This is a genomic window from Tabrizicola sp. BL-A-41-H6, from assembly GCF_050632395.1.
Taxonomy (GTDB): domain Bacteria; phylum Pseudomonadota; class Alphaproteobacteria; order Rhodobacterales; family Rhodobacteraceae; genus JAUYQR01.
Genome location: NZ_CP192600.1, coordinates 1,114,490 through 1,134,000, shown reverse-complemented (window position 1 = coordinate 1,134,000; position 19,511 = coordinate 1,114,490). Strand labels below are relative to the sequence as shown.

20 protein-coding genes are annotated in these 19,511 nt (G+C 65.9%); 15 read left to right on the top strand and 5 right to left on the bottom strand.

Annotated features, from left to right (window positions below; translation table 11 throughout):
* Positions 1–2 precede the first annotated feature (2 nt).
* A complete protein-coding gene (locus tag ACROUL_RS05655; protein WP_431298544.1) occupies positions 3–635 on the bottom strand; it encodes a LysE family translocator in 633 nt (210 codons plus the stop codon).
* On the bottom strand, positions 619–1,443 hold the full coding sequence (locus ACROUL_RS05650; protein WP_431298543.1) for a uracil-DNA glycosylase: 825 nt from the start codon (positions 1,441–1,443) through the stop codon (positions 619–621). The genes ACROUL_RS05655 and ACROUL_RS05650 overlap by 17 nt, the downstream gene beginning before the upstream one ends.
* 114 nt (positions 1,444–1,557) lie before the next feature.
* Here ACROUL_RS05650 and ACROUL_RS05645 point away from each other — a divergent pair, with 114 nt between their 5' ends.
* The 5 genes from ACROUL_RS05645 to plsY all read left to right on the top strand — a co-directional run bounded on the left by ACROUL_RS05645 (position 1,558) and on the right by plsY (position 5,596).
* Positions 1,558–2,520, top strand: a complete 963-nt coding sequence (locus tag ACROUL_RS05645) for an aspartate carbamoyltransferase catalytic subunit (RefSeq protein ID WP_431298542.1) — start codon at positions 1,558–1,560, stop codon at positions 2,518–2,520.
* Positions 2,521–2,579: 59 nt separating this feature from the next.
* Positions 2,580–3,071 (top strand): hypothetical protein, encoded by a 492-nt coding sequence (locus ACROUL_RS05640; protein WP_431298541.1) that lies wholly within the window; start codon positions 2,580–2,582, stop codon positions 3,069–3,071.
* 115 nt (positions 3,072–3,186) lie between these two features.
* Positions 3,187–3,636, top strand: a complete 450-nt coding sequence (locus ACROUL_RS05635) for a hypothetical protein (protein WP_431298540.1) — start codon at positions 3,187–3,189, stop codon at positions 3,634–3,636.
* Between the two features lie 70 nt (positions 3,637–3,706).
* Positions 3,707–4,978 carry a dihydroorotase gene (pyrC, locus tag ACROUL_RS05630; protein ID WP_431298539.1) on the top strand — a complete coding sequence of 424 codons (1,272 nt, stop codon included), beginning with the start codon at positions 3,707–3,709 and terminating at the stop codon, positions 4,976–4,978.
* A 3-nt stretch (positions 4,979–4,981) separates the two neighbouring features.
* Entirely contained in the window at positions 4,982–5,596 is a 615-nt protein-coding gene (plsY, locus tag ACROUL_RS05625; RefSeq protein ID WP_431298538.1) for a glycerol-3-phosphate 1-O-acyltransferase PlsY, read from the top strand.
* A 3-nt stretch (positions 5,597–5,599) separates the two neighbouring features.
* On the opposite strand, the gene ACROUL_RS05620 is transcribed toward plsY, so the two are convergent.
* The 3 genes from ACROUL_RS05620 to ACROUL_RS05610 form a co-directional block, all read right to left on the bottom strand.
* Entirely contained in the window at positions 5,600–6,946 is a 1,347-nt protein-coding gene (locus tag ACROUL_RS05620; protein WP_431298537.1) for a glutamate--cysteine ligase, read from the bottom strand.
* 110 nt (positions 6,947–7,056) lie between these two features.
* Positions 7,057–7,605 (bottom strand): hypothetical protein, encoded by a 549-nt coding sequence (locus ACROUL_RS05615; protein WP_431298536.1) that lies wholly within the window; start codon positions 7,603–7,605, stop codon positions 7,057–7,059.
* Positions 7,602–8,324: a 16S rRNA (uracil(1498)-N(3))-methyltransferase gene (locus tag ACROUL_RS05610; RefSeq protein ID WP_431298535.1), complete on the bottom strand. Its 723-nt coding sequence runs from the start codon at positions 8,322–8,324 to the stop codon at positions 7,602–7,604. The genes ACROUL_RS05615 and ACROUL_RS05610 overlap by 4 nt, the downstream gene beginning before the upstream one ends.
* A 12-nt stretch (positions 8,325–8,336) precedes the next feature.
* On the opposite strand from ACROUL_RS05610, the gene ubiA reads away from it, so the two are divergent.
* The 10 genes from ubiA to ACROUL_RS05560 all read left to right on the top strand — a co-directional run bounded on the left by ubiA (position 8,337) and on the right by ACROUL_RS05560 (position 19,460).
* Positions 8,337–9,320: a 4-hydroxybenzoate octaprenyltransferase gene (ubiA, locus tag ACROUL_RS05605; RefSeq protein ID WP_431298534.1), complete on the top strand. Its 984-nt coding sequence runs from the start codon at positions 8,337–8,339 to the stop codon at positions 9,318–9,320.
* 77 nt (positions 9,321–9,397) lie between these two features.
* Positions 9,398–11,437 carry an OmpA family protein gene (locus tag ACROUL_RS05600; RefSeq protein ID WP_431298533.1) on the top strand — a complete coding sequence of 680 codons (2,040 nt, stop codon included), beginning with the start codon at positions 9,398–9,400 and terminating at the stop codon, positions 11,435–11,437.
* A complete protein-coding gene (locus ACROUL_RS05595; protein ID WP_431298532.1) occupies positions 11,434–11,763 on the top strand; it encodes a hypothetical protein in 330 nt (109 codons plus the stop codon). The genes ACROUL_RS05600 and ACROUL_RS05595 overlap by 4 nt, the downstream gene beginning before the upstream one ends.
* A gap of 125 nt (positions 11,764–11,888) precedes the next feature.
* Positions 11,889–13,367: an NAD-dependent succinate-semialdehyde dehydrogenase gene (locus tag ACROUL_RS05590; RefSeq protein WP_431298531.1), complete on the top strand. Its 1,479-nt coding sequence runs from the start codon at positions 11,889–11,891 to the stop codon at positions 13,365–13,367.
* Positions 13,368–13,432: 65 nt separating this feature from the next.
* Entirely contained in the window at positions 13,433–14,281 is an 849-nt protein-coding gene (gene yghU, locus ACROUL_RS05585) for a glutathione-dependent disulfide-bond oxidoreductase (RefSeq protein WP_431298530.1), read from the top strand.
* The gene (locus ACROUL_RS05580; protein ID WP_431298529.1) at positions 14,278–15,006 is read left to right on the top strand and encodes an SDR family NAD(P)-dependent oxidoreductase; all 729 of its coding nucleotides are present in this window, start codon (positions 14,278–14,280) and stop codon (positions 15,004–15,006) included. The genes yghU and ACROUL_RS05580 overlap by 4 nt, the downstream gene beginning before the upstream one ends.
* Before the next feature lie 31 nt (positions 15,007–15,037).
* Complete coding sequence (locus ACROUL_RS05575) at positions 15,038–16,159, top strand: pyridoxal phosphate-dependent aminotransferase (RefSeq protein WP_431298528.1); 1,122 nt, start codon at positions 15,038–15,040, stop codon at positions 16,157–16,159.
* Between the two features lie 135 nt (positions 16,160–16,294).
* Entirely contained in the window at positions 16,295–16,795 is a 501-nt protein-coding gene (locus ACROUL_RS05570) for a peptidoglycan-binding domain-containing protein (RefSeq protein ID WP_431298527.1), read from the top strand.
* Between the two features lie 158 nt (positions 16,796–16,953).
* Positions 16,954–17,490: an RNA polymerase sigma factor gene (locus ACROUL_RS05565; RefSeq protein ID WP_431301252.1), complete on the top strand. Its 537-nt coding sequence runs from the start codon at positions 16,954–16,956 to the stop codon at positions 17,488–17,490.
* Positions 17,487–19,460 carry a vWA domain-containing protein gene (locus tag ACROUL_RS05560; RefSeq protein ID WP_431298526.1) on the top strand — a complete coding sequence of 658 codons (1,974 nt, stop codon included), beginning with the start codon at positions 17,487–17,489 and terminating at the stop codon, positions 19,458–19,460. Before ACROUL_RS05565 ends, ACROUL_RS05560 begins: the two co-directional genes overlap by 4 nt.
* Positions 19,461–19,511 lie beyond the last annotated feature (51 nt).

Genomic DNA, 19,511 nt, shown 5'->3' with positions numbered 1-19,511 from the left:
GCCTACCCCCGCTCCATCAACGCCAACCGCAGCGCCAAAAGCCCGAACACACCCGCGCTCGCCCGCCCCAGCCAGCGCGCCAGCCGCTCCGACCGGGCCAGCCGCTGCCCGATGCTGCCGGCAAAACCGCCGACCAGACCGTTTACTACAAACCCGCCCATCGAAAACGCCAGCCCAAGGATCAGGAACTGCGGCAGCACCGGGCGCGCGGGGTCGACGAACTGCGGCAGGAACGCAAGGATGAACAGGATCACCTTCGGATTCAACAGGTTGACCATCAGCGCCTCGGCAAAGATGCGTCCCACCGGGCGCGGCGCCACGGTCGCCGCCATCAGCGCCCCCTGCCCGCGCAGCGCCGAGAAGGCCAGCCACAACAGATACCCAACCCCGACCCAGCGTATCGCATCGAACGCCAAGGGATGCGCCGCGATCAGCGCGCCAAGGCCCAGACCGGCGATCAACGTATGCACCATGCCACCGACCGCAATGCCGAAATTCGCCGCCATCGCCGCGCGCCGCCCACCCTTCAGCCCTTGCCCAAGGCAGAACATCATGTCCGCCCCCGGCGTCAGGTTCAGCGCCAGCCCGGCGGGGATGAACGTCAATAGCGTCAGGGGGTCAACCGGAAGCGCCATCCCGCAACCTCGCCTGCAATGCCAGAAGGTCGGCCCATGCCTCGCGCTTGGCCGCCGGGTTGCGCAACAGGTAGGCCGGGTGCGTCATCGCCAACACCGGCTTGCCCAGCGCCGTGGTCCAGCCACCCCGCGCCCGCAGGATACCCTTCGTCCCGGTCAGCGCAAACAAGGGCGTGTTGCCCATGACCACGATGACGTCCGGATCTACCAGCGCGATGTGCCGTTCCAGGAACGGCCGCATCATCGCGATCTCGGCAGGCTCCGGGTCGCGGTTGGCAGGCGGGCGCCACGGCATGACGTTGGTGATGTAGATCGCCGCCGCAGGATCGGGCGACGTGCGGGAAAGGCCGATCGCAGCAAACATCCGGTCCAGCAATTGCCCCGCACGCCCCACAAAAGGCCGGCCCTCGCGGTCCTCCTCACTGCCCGGCGCTTCGCCAAGGATCAGCGCCCGCGCCTTCGGGTTGCCATCGGCAAAGACCAGGCTCCGCGCACCACGCTTCAACTCGCAATGATCATAGGCACCGAGCGCAGCCTGCAACTCTTCCAGCGTCTTGGCCGCCCCGGCCATCGCCGCAGCCACCGCAACGGGGTCTTGCCCGGCACCCGAATAGCCAGACGGCGCCGCCACAGAGGCCGCCACCGGGGTCGCCACAGCAGCCGCAGCCGGCCGCACCGGATCGCCCATCTCATAGCGGTTGACCGGCCCATCGCCCAACGGCTCGGTCGCGCCCAGATCAACCTGCCACGCCAGCGCCGCCAGCGCCGCGTGCCAGTCGTCCGCGATGATGTCCGCCCCGATTCCCATGCCGCCACCCTATTGCCATGTCGGCCGCACCGCCAGAACCGCAAGCACCGAACAGCGGCATTGCCCCGCCCCCCCCGCTTTGGCATAAGCGCCCCATCCCGGCAGGAGAAACCCATGACCTTTCGCGCGCGCCATCTTCTGGGCATCGAACATCTGGCGCCGCAGGAAATCGTCACTGTCCTCGATCTCGCCGACCGCTACGTTGATCTGAACCGCCGCACCGTCAAGCAATCCGACGTGCTTGCGGGCATGACGCAGATCAACATGTTCTTCGAAAACTCCACCCGGACGCAGGCCAGCTTCGAACTGGCAGGCAAGCGGCTTGGGGCGGACGTAATGAACATGTCGGTCGCCTCCTCATCGGTAAAGAAGGGCGAGACGCTGATCGACACCGCGATGACGCTGAACGCCATGCACCCAGACCTTCTGGTGGTGCGGCACGGGTCGTCCGGCGCGGTCAACCTCCTCGCTTCCAAGGTGAACTGCGCCGTCCTGAACGCGGGCGACGGTCGCCACGAACACCCAACGCAGGCGCTTCTTGATGCGCTGACGATCCGCCGCGCGAAGGGTCGCATCCAGCGCCTCACCGTGGCGATCTGCGGCGACATCGCACATTCCCGCGTCGCGCGCTCGAACCTCATCCTCCTCGGCAAGATGGAAAACCGCTTGCGCCTGATCGCGCCGCCGACCCTGATGCCTTCGGGAGTCGAGGATTTCGGCTGCGAGCTTTTCGACGACATGCGCAAAGGGCTGGAAGGCGCCGACGTGGTGATGATGCTGCGCCTGCAGAACGAACGGATGGACGGCGGTTTCATCCCCTCCAGCCGCGAGTATTACCACCGCTACGGCCTTGATGCCGAAAAGCTCAGCCATGCCAAACCTGACGCCATCGTCATGCACCCCGGCCCGATGAACCGCGGGGTCGAGATCGACGGCGACCTCGCCGACGACATCAACCGCAGCGTCATTCAGGAACAGGTCGAGATGGGCGTGGCCGTCCGCATGGCCTGCATGGATCTCTTGGCGCGGAACCTGCGCGCCGAACGCGGGCGCAAGGCGGTTGGGGTGATGGTCTGAGCGACGCTTGGTCCCCCTACTTACACCCCGGCGAAACGCTCCTGTGGGAAGGCGCGCCGGTGCCCGGCTTGCACCAGCGTGGCAAGGCCTTGTTCCTGATGATCTTTGGCTTGCCGTTCGTGATGATCGGCGTCGGGCTTTTCATCTTCGCAGTCCATGAGCTCAGCCGGGCCAGCACCATATCGGACGCCGGCCTTGCCCTGTTTGTCATGGCATTCAGTCTGCCTTTCGGGGGGCTGGGCGGGTTTCTCGTTCTTGGCCCTCTGGTCGAGGCCCGCAGCGCCCGCCATGTCCGCTACGCTCTGACCGACCGTGCGGCCTATGTCGCCCGATCAGCCCCGTTTGCCAGCCTGAAGGTGTATCCGATCTTGCCCTCCAGCGCACTGGAACTGGAGCTCGGGAAGCGCGCCTTTACGGTTTGGCTGCATGTCCGCCAGGAACGCTCCTCGGATGGCGACCAGGAAACCGTCAGGGCGGGCTTTGAAAACATCGCCGAGGGTGAGAAAGTCTATCACCTGATCCGCGACCTGCAGGGAAAGACCGACACATGACCCCCGACCCCGACCGCAAGCCGACAAAGCAGGAGATGCGTCAGTCCGGAATGGTCGCCACCGCCGTTCTCCTCTTCCTCGCCATCTTCACCACCGTCATCATCTGGATCGCCTGATGGCCCGGATCGAACCCGACAGCGTGATGGGCCACCCCGTCCCTCTGGCTGACGGCGAACAGATCATCGCCGAATTTCGCCCCAACCGGGCCGTCTACTGGCGCAGCCATCTGGTGATGGCGGTGGTCCTCGGCGCGCTCGCCGGGGTGGTGCTGTTGTGGCAAGCCAATCCCTATCCGGTGATGGGGCCGATCGGCGCGGTCATCGCCATCGCCGCCCGCGCGGCCTTCGTGCAATCCGAAGCGATGGCCGAGATATGGCGCCTGACCGACCGCCACCTGCTTGGCCCCGCCAGCCGCGCAATTCCTCTGGCGCAAATCCAGACAGCGCGGCCATTTCTTGGCGCGGTTCAGCTCATAACCCGGGCGGGCGACAAGCACCTGATCAAGTATCAGGCCGACCCGGCTGCCACCGCCGCCCGCCTGATTGCAGCCGGGCGGCAGACATGATGCTTTTCGCCTTTCCAGACCTGCATGATTTGACTAATCGCCAAAGCCGACAGGCAGGGGGCAATCGGACGTGATCATCCATCTATCGAATGCCCGCCTGATCGACCCCGAGGCGCTGACCGACGCGCCCGGCAGCCTGACGATCGCCAAGGGCGTGATCACCGCGATCAATGCCCCCGCCCCGAAGGGCGCCAAGGTCATCGACTGCGGCGGCAAGTGCCTTGCCCCCGGCATCGTCGACATCGGCGTCAAGATCGGCGAGCCGGGGGAACGCCACAAGGAAAGCTTCCGCTCCGCCGGGCTTGCGGCGGCGGCGGGTGGCGTCACCACGATCATCGCCCGCCCCGACACCACCCCCGCCATCGACACGCCCGAAGCGCTGGAATTCGTCACCCGCCGCGCCGCCGAAAGCCCGGTCCGCATCCGCCACATGGCCGCCCTGACCAAGGGCCGCGACGGGCACGAGATGACCGAGATCAGCTTTCTGCTGGACGCCGGCGCCATCGCCTTCACCGATGCCGCGCGGGTAAGCACCGATGCAAAGGCCCTGTCCCGTGCGATGACCTATGCCCGCAGTCTGGGCGCGCTGATCATCGGCCACCCACAAGACCCGAACCTTTCGGCCGGCGCCTCGGCCACCAGCGGCAAGTTCGCCAGCCTGCGCGGCATCCCCGCCGTGTCTCCGATGGCCGAACGCATGGGCCTTGAACGTGACCTCGCGCTCGTGGAACTGACCGGCGCGCGTTACCACGCCGACCAGATCACCACCGCCCGCGCCCTGCCCGCGCTTGCCCGCGCCAAAGAGGCGGGGCTGGACGTCAGCGCCGGCACCTCGATCCACCACCTCACCCTGAACGAACTGGACGTGGGCGACTACCGCACCTTCTTCAAGTTCACCCCGCCCCTTCGGTCCGAGGATGACCGCCTCGCGATGGTTGAAGCGGTGGCCTCCGGTCTGATCGACGTGATCTCCTCGATGCACACCCCGGCCGACGAAGAATCCAAACGCCTGCCCTTCGAGGAAGCCGCCTCGGGGGCGGTGGCGCTGGAAGCCTTCCTGCCGGCCGCCATGCGCGTCTACCATGCGGGCGCGATCGACCTGCCGACCCTGATCCGCGCGATGACGCTGAACCCCGCCCGCCGCCTTGGCCTGCCGCAAGGCCGCCTGTCGGTCGGCGCACCGGCGGACCTGGTGCTGTTCGACCCCGACGCGCCCTTCCTGATGGATCGCTTCAGCCTGCGCTCCAAATCCAAGAACACCCCGTTTGACGGCGCGCGGATGGAGGGTAAGGTGCTCAGAACCTTCGTCGGCGGGACGCAGGTCTTCGCCGCAGAAAGCTGAGCAATGCCTCCAATTACCACCGACCCGACGCTGCTGGCGATCACGGCGCTTCTTGCCTACCTTCTCGGCTCGGTTCCGTTCGGCATCGTCATCACTCGCGCACTGGGCCTTGGCGACCTGCGGCAGATCGGGTCTGGCAATATCGGTGCCACCAACGTGCTGCGCACCGGCAACAAGGGCGCCGCACTCGCCACGCTTCTTCTTGACGCAGCCAAGGGCGGCATCGCGGTTCTAATCGCGCGCGCGCTTGTGGGGGGCGAAGATGCAGCGCAGCTCGCCGGTCTGGCGGCATTTCTAGGCCACCTTTACCCCGTCTGGCTGCGCTTCAAGGGTGGCAAAGGGGTGGCGACGTTCCTTGGCACGCTCCTTGCGCTGGCTTGGCCGGTCGGGCTTGCAGCTTGTGCCACCTGGGCCGTTGCCGCCCTTATTACCCGCACGTCTTCCATCGCCGCACTGTTGGCGGCGGGCCTCACACCGCTCTGGCTGATCTACTTCAACCAGGGGCAGCTCCTTGTCTTGACCTTCGTTCTGACCGTACTGGTCTACATCCGCCACGCCGCAAATCTGAAGCGCATCAAGGCTGGAACCGAACCGAAGATCGGCCAGAAAAAGGCCTGAGGTTCAGAAACTCGACGCCTCATAGATCGGCGTCAGATCGCCACCCCATGCGCCATAGTAAAGCTTCAACCAGCGGTCTGCCTGCACCTCGCCAGTCGCGACATGCTCGACCAAAGGCGCCAGATGCCGCTCTTCACCCAAGCCCCGCGCAGCAAGCCCCGCCTGCGACAAGGCCACGGATGCGCGCGCCAGATCGAGCAGCTTCACGCCCCCCGCCTCGCCCTGCAACCCCGAGACCGAGGCCGCAACGCGCAACCCCTCGCGCGTTTCGGTATCCAGCCCCTTGACCAGATCCCACGCCGCATCCAGCGCGCCCTGGTCATACATCAGCCCAACCCAGAAAGCGGGCAGCCCGACGACATGGGCGAAATCACCACAGTCCGCACCGCGCATCTCGATGTATTTCTTCACCCGCGCCTCAGGGAACACGGTCGTCATGTGATCGGCAAAATCGCTGAGCGTCGGCTTTTCACCGGGCAGCGCGGGCAGCTTGCCGGCCAGGAAATCGCGGAACGACTGGCCCAGCGCATTGATGTATTTCCCGTCGCGGTAGACGAAATACATCGGCACATCCAACACCCAGTCGATATAGCGCTGGAACCCCATGCCGTCCTCAAACGCGAACGGCAGCATCCCGGTGCGGCTGTCGTCCAACCCGCGCCAGATCCGGCTGCGCCAGCTTTTGTGGCCGTTCACCTTGCCGTCAAAAAACGGGCTCGAGGCAAACAGCGCGGTCGCAACCGGCTGCAACGCCAGCGCCACGCGCAGTTTCTTCACCATGTCGGCTTCGGACGCGTAGTCGAGGTTCACCTGCACGGTCGAGGTGCGGTACATCATCTGCGTGCCATGCGTGCCGACGCGGCCCATGTAATCGGTCATCAGCCGATAGCGGCCCTTCGGCATTACCGGCATTTCTGCATGGCTCCAGACCGGCGCGGCCCCGATGCCCATGAACTTGATGCCCAAGGGATCGGCGATGGCCTTCACCTCGTCCAGATGCTCGCGCGTCTCCGCCTCGATGTCGTGGATGGAAACCAGCGGCGCGCCCGAAAGTTCGAACTGCCCGCCCGGTTCCAGACTGATGTTGGCCCCGTTTCGAGTCATGCCGATGACATTTTCGCCCTCGCGCACCGGCTCCCAGCCGTAGCGCTTGGCCAATTCGTCAAACAGCACCGAGATCGACCGCGCCCCGGCGTAGGGTAACGGCGCGCGGGTGTCGGTCAGCCAGCCGAATTTTTCATGCTCGGTCCCGATGCGCCACTGGTCCTTCGGCTTCGACCCCGAGGCCATGTAATCGGCCAACTGGGCAAAACTTTCGATCGGGCCACCGCCGGACTGAGGTATCGACATGAAGAAGGCTCCGGGGTGCGTGCGCGTCGTGGGTTCGCAGGTTCAGGCCGCAAGACCTGTCTCGCCCGCGCGCCCAAGTCAAGGCCCGCCGAAGCGGACACTGCCACCGCTCAGCGCACAACGACCCCGCGTTCCGAGCGGCGCCAGACCTGCCGCACCTCGGTATCAAGCGCCAGCGCGGTGCCGGTTCCCGGCCGTTCCGACCGAACCGCCGCCACCAGCGCGGCCGTATCCATCCCTGGCAAGGCAGCAAAGGCATCGAACAGCCGCTCGGCGCCCGCAGCTTCGACCGGGATCAGGATCGCCTGCCCGTCCGCCTGTTTCAGCCGCCAGACCCGTCGCCCGCGCAGCGTCAAAAGCCGGATGTCCACCAGTTCGGGAATACCCACCGATCCGCCCACGGTCGGGCCGAAATAGCTGATCTGCCCCTCCAGAACCTCGACCACCCCCGGCGCGTCGCCCGGCTGGTCAAAGCGCAGCCGCCTGACCGCCAGCACCATCCAACTGGCCCCCAGCACCAGCAGCAGCCCCCCCAGCGGCACCAGAAGATAGCCGCCCAGCCAGACCAGCCACCCCCCCGCCACAGCCACCGCCGCAGCAATGATCGCCTCGCGCCAGCGCGCGGCAAGGTCGACTACATCTTGGCGGACAAAGCTCACCGCCAGTCTCCATGCGCTGTCTGCCACAGCGTGATCGCCGCCACCGCAGCCGTATCGGCCCGCAGGATGCGCGGTCCAAGGCTCAGCACCCTTACCCGCTCCATCCCGCGCAACCGCTTGGCTTCGGTCTCGGCAAAGCCACCCTCGGGCCCGATCAGGATGGCCGCCTGCCCAGATGTGCCGCCGACCATCGGCGGTGTTCCCGCCGCCGCCTCATCGCACCAATACAGCGTCCGCTCGGCCGGAAACTCGGCCAGCACCCTGTCCAGCGGCTGCAAATCCGCAACCTCCGGCACATAGGTCGCACCGCATTGCTCGGCTGCTTCCACCGCGTGCGCCTGCAACCTATCCTGACGGATGCGTTCGGAATTGGTATGGCGCGTCTGCACCGGCATGATCCGGCGCACGCCCAGTTCCACCGCCTTTTCCACGATAAAATCGGTCCGCGCCTTCTTGATCGGCGCGAACATCAGCCACAGGTCCGGTGGCATCACCTGCGCCCGCGTCTGCGCCTCGCACACCGCTACCGCACCGCGCTTGCCCGCCTCGGCCAAGGTCGCGCGCCATTCGCCGTCCTGCCCGTTGAACAAAAGCACCGCCGCGTCGACACCCAGCCGCATCACCCCGGTCAGGTAATGCGTCTGGTCCGCAGACAACCGCACCGCTTGCCCTGGACCAAGGGGCTGCACTACATAAAGCCTGATCTTTGCCTCTGACATGAGCCCAAGCCTATGCCCCAACCGCCGCGAACGCCAGAGGCCGCCCCCCTGGAGGAACTGATCGGCACCGTCGCCGACGCGCCCCCGGGCAACTGGGTGGATCGCTACGCCCCCTTTGCCGCGCGCCCCTACCTGCGCCTCAGCCGGGCCGACCGGCCGATTGGCACATGGCTTTTGCTGATCCCCTGCCTGTGGGCAATCACGCTGGCCGCCGGGATCGACGGGTTCCGCCCGTGGGACGCATGGCTTGCGGTTTCCTGCGGGATCGGTGCGTTCCTGATGCGCGGCGCGGGTTGCACCTGGAACGACATCACCGACCGCGACATCGACGCCGCCGTCACCCGCACCCGCAGCCGCCCGATCCCGTCGGGACAGGTCAGCGTGCGGCAGGCGCTGGTCTGGATGGTCGCGCAGGCGCTTCTCGCCGCGCTGATCCTTTTCTCCTACAACACCCTCGCCATTACGCTGGGCATCGCTTCGCTGGGCCTTGTGGCGATCTACCCCTTCGCCAAACGCTTCACTTGGTGGCCGCAAGCGTTCCTCGGCCTTGCCTTCAACTGGGGTGCGCTTCTGGCATGGGCCGCCCATTCCGGCACCGTGCCCCCCGCCGCCGTGGCGCTTTATGCCGCCGGTATCGCCTGGACGCTTTATTACGACACCATCTATGCGCATCAGGACCGCGAGGATGACGCGCTTGTCGGCGTCAAATCCACCGCGCGCCTCTTTGGCACCGACACCCGGCGCTGGCTGGCGATCTTCTTTGCACTTACCATCACCCTCTTTGCCCTCGCCGTGATCCTCGCACTCGCACCGTCCGGGCGCGCGCTGCCGCTCGTCATCGCCTTGGCCGGCGTCTGGGCGATGGGCTGGCATATGGTCTGGCAGATGCGCCAGCTTGACATCGACGACCCGGCCTCCTGCCTTGCCGTGTTCCGCGCCAACCGGGATGCGGGACTGGTGCCTGTGCTGTTTCTTGCCGCCGCGGCCTTGCTCTGATTGAACCCGCCGCGTCAAACCCCTAGGAAGCAACGGGGTAACCAAGCGCCCCGAGTCTCGGCAGAAAAGTCCCCGCGTTGCAACGTCGCCTGAAAGCCCTTTCCCCCACTGTCCTTGCCCTACTCGCCTTCGTGTTGGCGGCAGTGGTCATGGTCGGTGTGGCCGCCGCAGCCGCCCTCGTGATCGAGCGGCGGTCCGACAATGTAATCAGCACGCGTCTGGCCGAAGAAGGCCTCGACTGGATCAACGTCGATACCGATGGCTTGCAGGTCATCCTGACCGGAACCGCCCCGAACGAGGCCGCCCGTTTCCGCGCCGTGAACATCGTGGGTTCCATTGTCGACGCCTCGCGCATCCGCGATGCACTGGAGGTGACGCCCGCCTCGGCAATCGCCGCCCCCCGCTTTTCGGTGGAAATGCTGCGCAACGACGATGGTATCCAGCTGATCGGCCTGATGCCCGAAGACGCAGGCCAAGGTGGCATCGGCGAAGTGCAGCTTGCCGATCAGGCGGCCGCGCTGACGCCGGGCAGCGAAATCGTCAACATGCTGGAAACCGCCGCCTACCCAGCGCCAAAGGCATGGAACAGTGCGCTGACCTTCGGCATCGAGGCGCTGAAGCGGCTCAAACGCTCCAAGATTTCGGTTGCCGCCGACCGCGTCGAAATCACCGCCATTTCCGACAGCGAGCCTGAAAAGCGCCGCCTCGAAGCCGACCTGCGCGCCATCGCACCAAATGGCGTGGCGCTGGTCGTGAACATCACCGCTCCGCGTCCCGTCATCACGCCCTTCACCCTGCGCTTCATCATCGACGCCCAGGGCGCGCGCTTCGACAGCTGCTCCGCCGATACCGAACGCGCCCGCAAGGCAATCCTTGCCGCCGCCACCGCCGCTGGTGTCACCGGCACGCCCTTGTGCACCATCGGCCTTGGCGTGCCGACCCCGCGCTGGGCCGATGCCGTGACCCAGGCCATCGCCGCCGTGGCCACTATTGGCGATGGCTCGATCACCTTTTCCGACGCCGATGTGACCCTTCTTGCCGGCACCAGCGTCAGTCAGGCAACCTTCGACCGCGTCGTTGGCGAACTGGAAACAGGCCTGCCGGACGTGTTCTCGCTGACCTCTACGCTGGAAAAGACCGAATCCGCCAGCCAGGGCCCGGCCGAATTCACCGCCAACCTTTCGGACGCGGGCAAGGTCGAACTTCGCGGCCGCCTGACCGACGAGATGCAGCGCAAGGCCGTCGATGCCTTCGCCCGCGCCGCCTTCGGTGCCGAAGCCGTCTACACTGCGACCCGCCTTGACGAAACGCTGCCTGACGGCTGGGCCGTCCGCGTACTGGCGGGGCTGGAAGCGCTGGCTCAGGTCGAAAACGGCAGCCTTCTTGTCCGCTCCGATCTGGTGGAAGTTGCCGGCGTCACCGGGTCGCAAAGCGCGCGCTCGCGCATCACCCAGATCCTGTCCGGCAAGCTTGGTCAGGGCCAGACCTTCCGCGTCAACGTCCGCTATGACGAGGCGCTCGATCCCGTCGCCTCGATCCCGACGCCCGAAGAATGCGCCGCCGACGTCAACGCCGTAATCGCGCGCACCAAGATCACGTTCACCCCCGCCTCCGCCGAGATCGCTTCGACAGCGCGCCCGGTGCTGGATGCGCTGGCCGAAATTCTCGTAAACTGTCCGCCGATGACGATGGAAATCGGCGGCTACACCGATGCGCAAGGCTCCGAAGGCGGCAACCAGGCCCTCAGCCAAGCCCGGGCCGAAGCGGTTCTGGTCGCCCTTCAAGGCCGCCGCATCGACGTGTCAGGCATCACCGCGGTCGGCTACGGCGAGGCGAACCCGATCGCCGACAACGGCACCGAAGCCGGGCGCGAGGCCAATCGCCGGATCGAATTCGTGCTGAAAGGCTCGAACTCCACCGTCGCCTCTACCGACACCCCCGCCGCCTCTGCAGACGCGGACGTGGACGCTGACGCTGACGATGCCGCGCCTGCGCAGCCCGGTCCGGAGGGCGGTCCCGATTTCTCTGGCGATACCAGTCCGTCCGTGGCACCTACCGAAAAGACCATCCGACCGCTGCCGCGCCCGGCTGATGCCGCGGCCCAGGAAGACCCATGAATCGCACCGAATTCGTCATCGCGACCGCCATCATCCTTCTGGTTTCCTTCGCGATGGGCTGGTTCGCCCACTGGCTTTTGCACCGCTTCACCCGCGTCGCGGGCGGCGACATGGCGGAAATGGACAAGCTCGCCCAGTCTCTGCACGAAGCCGAGGAACTGCGAGATCAGGCGTTGGTCTACCTCGAACAGCGCGAGGGCGAGTTGATGACCCACATCAACCAGACCGAAGCCGAACTGCGCGCCGCGATGGAGGGCCTGCGCGATGCCCGCCACGAAGCCGAGGAAATGCGCGCCTACATCGAACGGATGCAGGCGAACGGCTGACCCGTCGGCGGAAAACCTGTCCAGACCGCCGTTCTTTTGATCAAATTCTGGCCTGACCTGACCGTGCGAACTGGACAAGCCGGTGCCGAAGTGGCACCCCTTTGGCAACGCATATGGAGGCCCCCATGCTAGATTCCGTCACCGACCTCGCCTCGCTTTTGAAAGACCCGTCGCTTCTGGTGACCAAGTCCTACGTCGCCGGCGAATGGATCGACGCTGCCGACGGCAGTACCTTTCCCGTCACCAACCCGGCCCGTGGCGATGTGATCTGCCACGTCCCGAACCTTGGCCGCGCCGAAGCCGCCCGCGCCATCAAGGCCGCCCACACCGCGCACCGCGAATGGGCGGCCCGCACCGCCAAGGAACGCGCGCAGATCATGCGCAAGTGGTTCGACCTTTGCATGGCCGCACAAGACGACCTCGCCGCCATCCTGACCGCCGAAATGGGCAAACCTCTGGCCGAGGCGAAGGGCGAAATCGCCTATGGCTCGTCCTACATCGAGTTTTACGGCGAAGAGGCCAAGCGCACCTACGGCGATATCATCCCCGGCCACATGCGCGACAAGCGCATCCAGGTCATCAAGCAGCCGATCGGCGTTGCCGCTTCGATCACGCCGTGGAACTTCCCCAACGCGATGATCGCCCGCAAGGTCGCCCCCGCGCTGGCCGCCGGTTGCGGCTTCGTCGCTCGCCCCGCCGCCGAAACCCCGCTTTCGGCGCTGGCGCTGGCCGTGCTTGCCGAACGTGCCGGCATCCCGGCGGGCCTCTTCTCGGTCATCACCTCGAAACGCTCCTCCGACATCGGCAAGGAGTTCTGCGAGAACCCGTTGGTCCGCAAGCTGACCTTCACCGGCTCCACCGAGGTAGGCCGCATCCTGCTGAAACAGGCCGCCGATCAGGTGCTGAAATGCTCGATGGAACTGGGCGGCAACGCCCCCTTCATCGTGTTCGATGACGCCGACCTCGACGCCGCCGTCGAAGGCGCGATGATCTCAAAGTTCCGCAACAACGGCCAGACCTGCGTCTGCGCCAACCGCATCTACGTGCAGGCCGGGGTCTATGACGCCTTCGCCGAAAAGCTGTCGAAAGCGGTGGCGAAGCTCAATATCGGCGACGGCCTGACCGCCGGCACCACCACCGGCCCGCTGATCAACGAAAGCGCCGTGGAAAAGGTCGAAGAACACATCGCTGACGTCCTTGCAGGCGGCGGCACCGTGGTCACCGGCGGCAAGCGTCACGCGCTTGGCGGCACCTTCTTTGAACCGACCGTCGTCACCGGCGTCACGCCCAAGATGAAGGTCGCGCAGGAAGAAACCTTCGGTCCTCTCGCCCCCCTCTTCAAATTCGACACCGAAGAGGAAGTCATCGCCCGCGCCAACGACACCATCTTCGGCCTCGCCTCCTACTTCTACGCCCGCGACATCGGCCGCATCACCCGCGTACAAGAGGCGCTGGAATACGGCATGGTCGGCGTCAACACGGGCCTCATCTCCAACGAAATGGCCCCGTTCGGCGGCGTCAAGCAATCCGGCCTTGGCCGCGAAGGTTCGCGCCACGGGATCGAAGACTACATGGAGATGAAGTACATCTGCCTCTCGATCTGACCGAAACCGGGCTATATCCTGAATGGGGCGGCAAGGCCGCCCCTTTCCACGAGAGGGCAAACGCCATGACCACCGACTACGTCCCGCCAAAGGTCTGGACATGGGACAAGGAAAACGGCGGCCAGTTCGCTAACATTAACCGCCCCATTGCTGGCCCCACGCATGACAAGGTGCTGCCCGTGGGCCAGCATCCGCTGCAGCTTTACTCCCTCGCCACCCCGAACGGCGTAAAAGTGACGGTGATGCTGGAGGAGCTTCTGGCCCTCGGTCACAGCGGAGCCGAATACGACGCCTGGCTGATCGACATCAGCAAGGGCGACCAGTTCGGCTCGGGCTTCGTGGCCGTAAACCCGAACTCCAAGATCCCCGCGATGATGGACCACTCCGTCTCGCCCCCGCAGCGCATCTTCGAATCCGGCGCGATCCTTCTCTACCTCGCCGAGAAGTTCGGCACGCTGATCCCGCAAGACCATGCCGGTCGCACCGAATGCCTTTCGTGGCTCTTTTGGCAAATGGGCTCAGCGCCCTACCTTGGCGGCGGCTTCGGGCATTTCTACTCCTACGCGCCATCGAAGATGGAATACCCGATCAACCGGTTCGCGATGGAAACCAAGCGCCAGCTTGACGTTCTGGACCGCGAGCTTGCCACCAAGCCATTCATCGCAGGCGAAAGCTATTCCATCGCAGACATCGCAATCTGGGCCTGGTACGGCAACCTCGTCCTCGGGCGCGCCTACAACGCCGCCGAATTCCTTGACGTGACCAGCTACAAGAACCTCCTCGCATGGGCGCAAAAGATCGACGCCCGCCCCGCCGTGATCCGTGGCCGCGCCGTCAACCGCAGTTGGGGCGATGCGAACGAACAGGTGCGCGAACGTCATTCCGCCGCCGATTTCGACGGCTTGGGCAAATGACCCGCGTCGCCCTTGTCACCGGTGCCGCCGGCGGCATGGGCCGCGCCATCACCGACCGCCTGCTTGCCGACGGCCTCCACGTCATCGGCGTTGACATCGACGGCCCGGCGCTGCTGACCATGACCGCCGACCGCGACGCCTTCACCCCCGAAGCGGTTGACCTGACCGACCCCGACGCCATCGCCGATCTTTTCGACCGCGTCACCACCACGCACGGCGGCCTTGACGCGCTGGTCAACAACGCCGGCACCTGCTTCATGTCCGACTTCCCGGACATTCCTGCGCAGGAACTGGACCGCCAGATGGCGATCAACTTCTCCTCCGCCTTCCATTGCTGCCAGGGCGCGGTCAAGGCGATGCTGGGCCGCCCCGGCGTGCGCAAAATCGTCAACATCTCATCGAACGGCGCCTACAACTTCGAGGTCTTCGACCCGCCGCATTACCGCGCCTCAAAGGCCGCGATGGACACGCTGACCAAAGACCTCGCCCGCCGCTATGCGCGCGACAAGATCGCAGTGAACTCCATCGCCCCCGCGATGACCGAAACGCCGCTGTTCAGCGTGCTGACCGAAGACGTCCTCGCGCGCGCGATCAGCGCCATGCCGCACGGTCACGCCATGCAGCCTTCGGAAATCGCCGCCTGGGTCGGCTTCCTGATCTCGCCCGCAGGCGACGTGTCATCCGGCAACATCATCATCCTCAACCAGGGGCGCGATGTTCGGTGAAGGCCGGATTTCGCAGACATGCGGGGGGCCGTTGAAAGTCACCATCCACAAGCTTTTCGACTATTTGCTGGAAACCACGGCTGCCGAACCGCCCGAGTGCTTTATCGGTTTTTCCCTCGCCCGCTCGCCTCGCCTGAAGGATTTCCTCGCCGACCTAGACCCTGACCTGTCGCTGGATTGGAACGGCCAAAGCTTCCTTGGCCTTCCCGCCCTGCGCCAGCGCGTCCTAGATCAGGCCAGCCTCACGCTTGCCCCCGACTCTGTCCTCATCACCGCCGGCGCGGCCGAGGCAAACTACCTTCTCTTTCGCCAACTTCTTGAGGCCGGTGACGAGGTCATCACCGACAGCCCCGGTTGGCCGCAGGTCGGCGTCATGGCCCGCGCCATCGGTGCCATCCTGCGCGAAGTGCCGCGTGACGAGGCCAACCACTGGAACCTCCACCCCGCCGCCATCGCCGCCGCCGTGACCCCCCGCACACGGATGATCTTCCTGACCAACCCGAACAACCCCACCGGCACCCTGATCCCGCCCGAAGACCTTATCTCCATCGCCCGCATTGCCGAAGCCCACGGCCTCTGGCTGATCGTGGACGAGGTTTATGCCGGCCTCGAATGGTCCGCCCCGCGCCCGCCCTCCATCGCCGGTCTCTCCCCGCGCGGCATCACCACCGGTTCGGTGTCAAAGGCGCTTGGCCTGCAAGGTCTGCGCACCGGCTGGATCATCGCCCAGGATGCGGGCGTGGTCCGCGACGCGATGATCCTGCGCGAAAACGCATCCGAGATCATGAACACGCTCGGCGAACACATCGCCGAAATCGCCCTGCGCCCCGCCCGTCTGGCCGCCTCGCTTGCCACCGCGCGGGCTGAGGCCACAGCCACCCTCGCTCAACTTGACGACTTCGTCGCCAGCGAACCCCGCCTGTCATGGCAAAAGCCGCAAGCCGGTCTGATCGGCCTTGCCCGGCTTGACGGAATCGACAGCGAAACCCTCGCCCGCAGCCTGCTTGCGGCACCCTATCGGACCTTTCTGCTGCCCGGCAGCGCCTATGGCCTGCCCCATCATATCCGCCTCGGCGTGGGCGGCGGCCCCGAAGCCCGCCTCAACGAAGGTTTATCCCGGCTTTCGGGCCTTCTCTCCGCGTGGCCAACCTGACCTAACTCGCGGTAAAAAAACGAGTTATCCCATAACATCGCGCTGATTTTGCCTAGCGTGGCAGCAAGGCCCATGTGTTTCCCATCGCCCCACCGACCGAACGAACGGTAAGGGGGCCAACCGAAAGGAAACGACATGCTGCCCACTGTCATGACCGCGAAATCCACAATCATCGCCGCCCTCGCTGCGCTCTCGATCGTCGCCGTCCCCGCCGCCCCTGCCCATGCCTGGGGTGACAAGGAGCAAGGCTTCGTCGCTGGCGTCGCGACCGCAGTGATCGTCGACGAGCTGCTGAAGCAAAGCCGTCAGGCCCGCGCCTATCGCCGTGCGCCCGCAGTCGCCGCCCCGACCTACTTTGTCGAGCCGCGCCAGACCTACGCCACGCCGACGCATACCGCGACCACCTCGATCTACCGCACACCTGCCGCGCAAGCGTTCAACAGCTATTCCCGCGCCGAACGCAAGGCGATCCAGCGTGCCCTGCGGTCGTGGGGATATTACCGTGGCGGGCTTGATGGCGCCTTCGGCCCCGGCACCTACAACGCAATCAGCGCCTATGCCCGCGACGAAGGCGTCTCGGCCAATCTGCGCAGCACCAACACCGCGTACGCGGTCTACGATGGCCTGATCTTCTGATCCGCGCAAAGATCAGGCTGACGACCCTCCTCCCCCGCTTCGGTCGGGGAGGAGGCATTTAACGCCGCTTTCGGCGCCCGGAAATTCGACCCAAATCAATTTTCCCCTTCTTCCCCAAGGATTGCCCCGTGGCACGCGTCTCACCTAACGTGATGCTGATGGACACGCCCGACGAAACCCTTGCCTCCGCTGCCGCCCAAGGCGACCGCACGGCCTTTGCCGTGCTGATCGGGCGGCATTACGACCGTGTCTTCGGCCTCGCCTTCCGCCTCACCGGCAACCGCGCCGAGGCCGAAGATCTGGCGCAGGACATTTGCGCCGCGCTGCCATCAAAGCTGCGCCACTGGCGCGGCGAGGCGCGCTTTACCACCTGGCTTTACCGCGTGGTTGTCAACGCCACGCACGACCTGCGCCGCCGCCAATCCACCCGCAGCCGCGCCGCCGCCGGTTGGGGCGACTGGGAACTTGCCCGCCAGGACGAGATCGCAACCGAGGCCGCAGCCTTGGATTGGCTGAACGAGGCGATGACCCGCCTGACACCGGAACTGCGCGACACCGTGGCTCTCGTTCTGGGCGAAGAGATGACGCAGTCCGAGGCGGGCCAGGTGCTTGGCCTGTCCGAAGGCACCATCGCCTGGCGGATGAGCGAAGTGAAGAAACGCCTCAGGGCATTGGCAAGGGAGGACGCGAAATGACCGATGAACTCGACGACCTCAAGGCCGTGCTGCGGGCGCTGCCCGCCGCCGACCCTGCGGCCAAGGCCCGCGCGATGGCGCTTGCGATGGAAAATTTCGACCGGCTCCAAGGATCGACCGATCCCGCCCGTTCCAGTGACGACCGCCATCCGAAGGCGGCCCCCCTGAACGGAGTGCGTCGCATGTTGACCTACCTCACCTCCCGCCCCGCCCTTGCCGCGACCACCTCGGTCGCCGCTCTGGTGATCGGCGTCGCGGTCCTGCTGCCCGTGGCCGATCTTCGCATCGCCCCGCCGGCCCCGCAGCCGGACCCCACCGCAACCGCCGCACCGAAAGCTTCGCCCGCGGCCCCGGTCGAAAGCCTCGCCCACAAGGAAGCGCCGCCCACCGATGCCGCGGCCCCCTCCCTCGCCGAAGCTGCACCAGAAGCGCAGGCGCTTGCAGCCGCCCCCGCGCCCGAGGCGGAAATTGCCCTTTCCAACGATGCCGGCGCCAGCGAAGCCGCCGCCGATACCGGCTATCTGGCAGACGAACCTGCCGCATCGGTCGTGGCACAAGAACGCGCTGCACCCCTGCCGGAAGGCACCGAAGCCTACGCCAACGCCCCGACAAACCCGGTCAGGATCACAACCGAGCACCCCGTTTCCACCTTCTCGATCGACGTCGATACCGCGTCCTACGCCGTCATCCGCTCCTCGCTCGGCATCGGTCAGTTGCCCGCGCCCGAACAGGTGCGGGTGGAAGAAATGGTCAACTACTTCCCCTACGCCTACCCCGCCCCTGCCCCGTCCGAAGGTTTCCGCCCGACCGTCAGCGTGATGCCCACCCCCTGGAACCCTGGCACCCGGCTTGTCACCATCGGCCTGCAAGGTGCACTTCCGGCCATTGCCGACCGCCCCGCCCTGAACCTCGTCTTCCTGGTCGACACCTCGGGATCGATGGAAGATCCGATGAAACTTGGCCTCCTCAAGCAGTCCCTGACCATGCTGCTTGCCGAACTTCGCCCCGAAGACCGCATCGCCATCGTCACCTATGCGGGCAGCGCCGGCGAGGTGTTGCCGCCCACCCCGGCTTCCAACCGGGAAGCGATCCTCGCCGCGCTCGACGCCCTCGCTGCCGGTGGCTCCACCGCCGGGGCCGAAGGGCTGGAACTGGCCTACCACGTCGCCGAAGGCATGGCCCGCGACGGCGCCGTTTCCCGTATCCTTCTGGCCACCGACGGCGATTTCAACGTCGGCGTCAGCGACCCCGAAGGGCTGGAGGCCTATGTCGCCAGGAAACGCGATACCGGCATCTACCTGTCGGTGCTGGGCTTCGGGCGCGGCAACCTTGACGATGCGGTGATGCAGTCGCTGGCGCAGAACGGCAACGGCACCGCAGCCTACATCGACACTTTGGGTGAAGCCCGCAAGGTGCTGGTCGACCAGTTGACCGGCGCCCTGTTTCCCATCGCCAACGACGTCAAGATCCAGGTCGAATGGAACCCCGCCGCCGTCGCGGAATACCGCCTGATCGGCTATGAAACCCGCGCCCTCCGCCGCGAGGATTTCAACAATGACGCGGTGGATGCAGGCGAAATTGGCGCTGGCACGCAAGTCACCGCGATCTACGAGGTCACCGCCCCCGGCTCTGATGCGTTGCTGAACGATCCGCTGCGCTACGGTACCCCCGCCGAAACCGGCACCGCAAGCGAGCTTGGTCTTTTGAAACTGCGCTGGAAGGCCCCCGGCGCCGATGCCTCTACCCTGATCGAAACGCCGATCACCGGCACCGAACCCGTGACCGACGACACCCGCTTCGCCGCGGCCATCGCGGGCTTCGGCCAGATCCTGCAAAACTCCGTCTACCTGAACGGCTGGGGTTGGGACGAGGCCATCACGCTCGCGCTTTCCGCCCGCGGTGGCGACGAATTCGGCTACCGGATCGAGGCGATCAACCTGATGCGCCTTGCCCAAAGCCTCGACAACTGACGTCCATGAAAAAGGGCGCGCCCCACGGCGCGCCCTTCATCGGTTCCGACC

What these genes read in the sequence shown, in the direction of transcription:
- ACROUL_RS05580 (WP_431298529.1), top strand. Translation starts at nt 14,278, where the DNA reads ATGACCCGCGTCGCCCTTGTCACCGGTGCCGCCGGCGGCATGGGCCGC.
- ACROUL_RS05655 (WP_431298544.1), bottom strand. Translation starts at nt 635, where the DNA reads ATGGCGCTTCCGGTTGACCCCCTGACGCTATTGACGTTCATCCCCGCC.
- ACROUL_RS05645 (WP_431298542.1), top strand. Translation starts at nt 1,558, where the DNA reads ATGACCTTTCGCGCGCGCCATCTTCTGGGCATCGAACATCTGGCGCCG.
- ACROUL_RS05635 (WP_431298540.1), top strand. Translation starts at nt 3,187, where the DNA reads ATGGCCCGGATCGAACCCGACAGCGTGATGGGCCACCCCGTCCCTCTG.
- ubiA (WP_431298534.1), top strand. Translation starts at nt 8,337, where the DNA reads ATGCCCCAACCGCCGCGAACGCCAGAGGCCGCCCCCCTGGAGGAACTG.
- ACROUL_RS05620 (WP_431298537.1), bottom strand. Translation starts at nt 6,946, where the DNA reads ATGTCGATACCTCAGTCCGGCGGTGGCCCGATCGAAAGTTTTGCCCAG.
- yghU (WP_431298530.1), top strand. Translation starts at nt 13,433, where the DNA reads ATGACCACCGACTACGTCCCGCCAAAGGTCTGGACATGGGACAAGGAA.
- ACROUL_RS05610 (WP_431298535.1), bottom strand. Translation starts at nt 8,324, where the DNA reads ATGTCAGAGGCAAAGATCAGGCTTTATGTAGTGCAGCCCCTTGGTCCA.
- ACROUL_RS05595 (WP_431298532.1), top strand. Translation starts at nt 11,434, where the DNA reads ATGAATCGCACCGAATTCGTCATCGCGACCGCCATCATCCTTCTGGTT.
- plsY (WP_431298538.1), top strand. Translation starts at nt 4,982, where the DNA reads ATGCCTCCAATTACCACCGACCCGACGCTGCTGGCGATCACGGCGCTT.
- ACROUL_RS05570 (WP_431298527.1), top strand. Translation starts at nt 16,295, where the DNA reads ATGCTGCCCACTGTCATGACCGCGAAATCCACAATCATCGCCGCCCTC.
- ACROUL_RS05650 (WP_431298543.1), bottom strand. Translation starts at nt 1,443, where the DNA reads ATGGGAATCGGGGCGGACATCATCGCGGACGACTGGCACGCGGCGCTG.
- ACROUL_RS05565 (WP_431301252.1), top strand. Translation starts at nt 16,954, where the DNA reads ATGGACACGCCCGACGAAACCCTTGCCTCCGCTGCCGCCCAAGGCGAC.
- ACROUL_RS05590 (WP_431298531.1), top strand. Translation starts at nt 11,889, where the DNA reads ATGCTAGATTCCGTCACCGACCTCGCCTCGCTTTTGAAAGACCCGTCG.
- ACROUL_RS05560 (WP_431298526.1), top strand. Translation starts at nt 17,487, where the DNA reads ATGACCGATGAACTCGACGACCTCAAGGCCGTGCTGCGGGCGCTGCCC.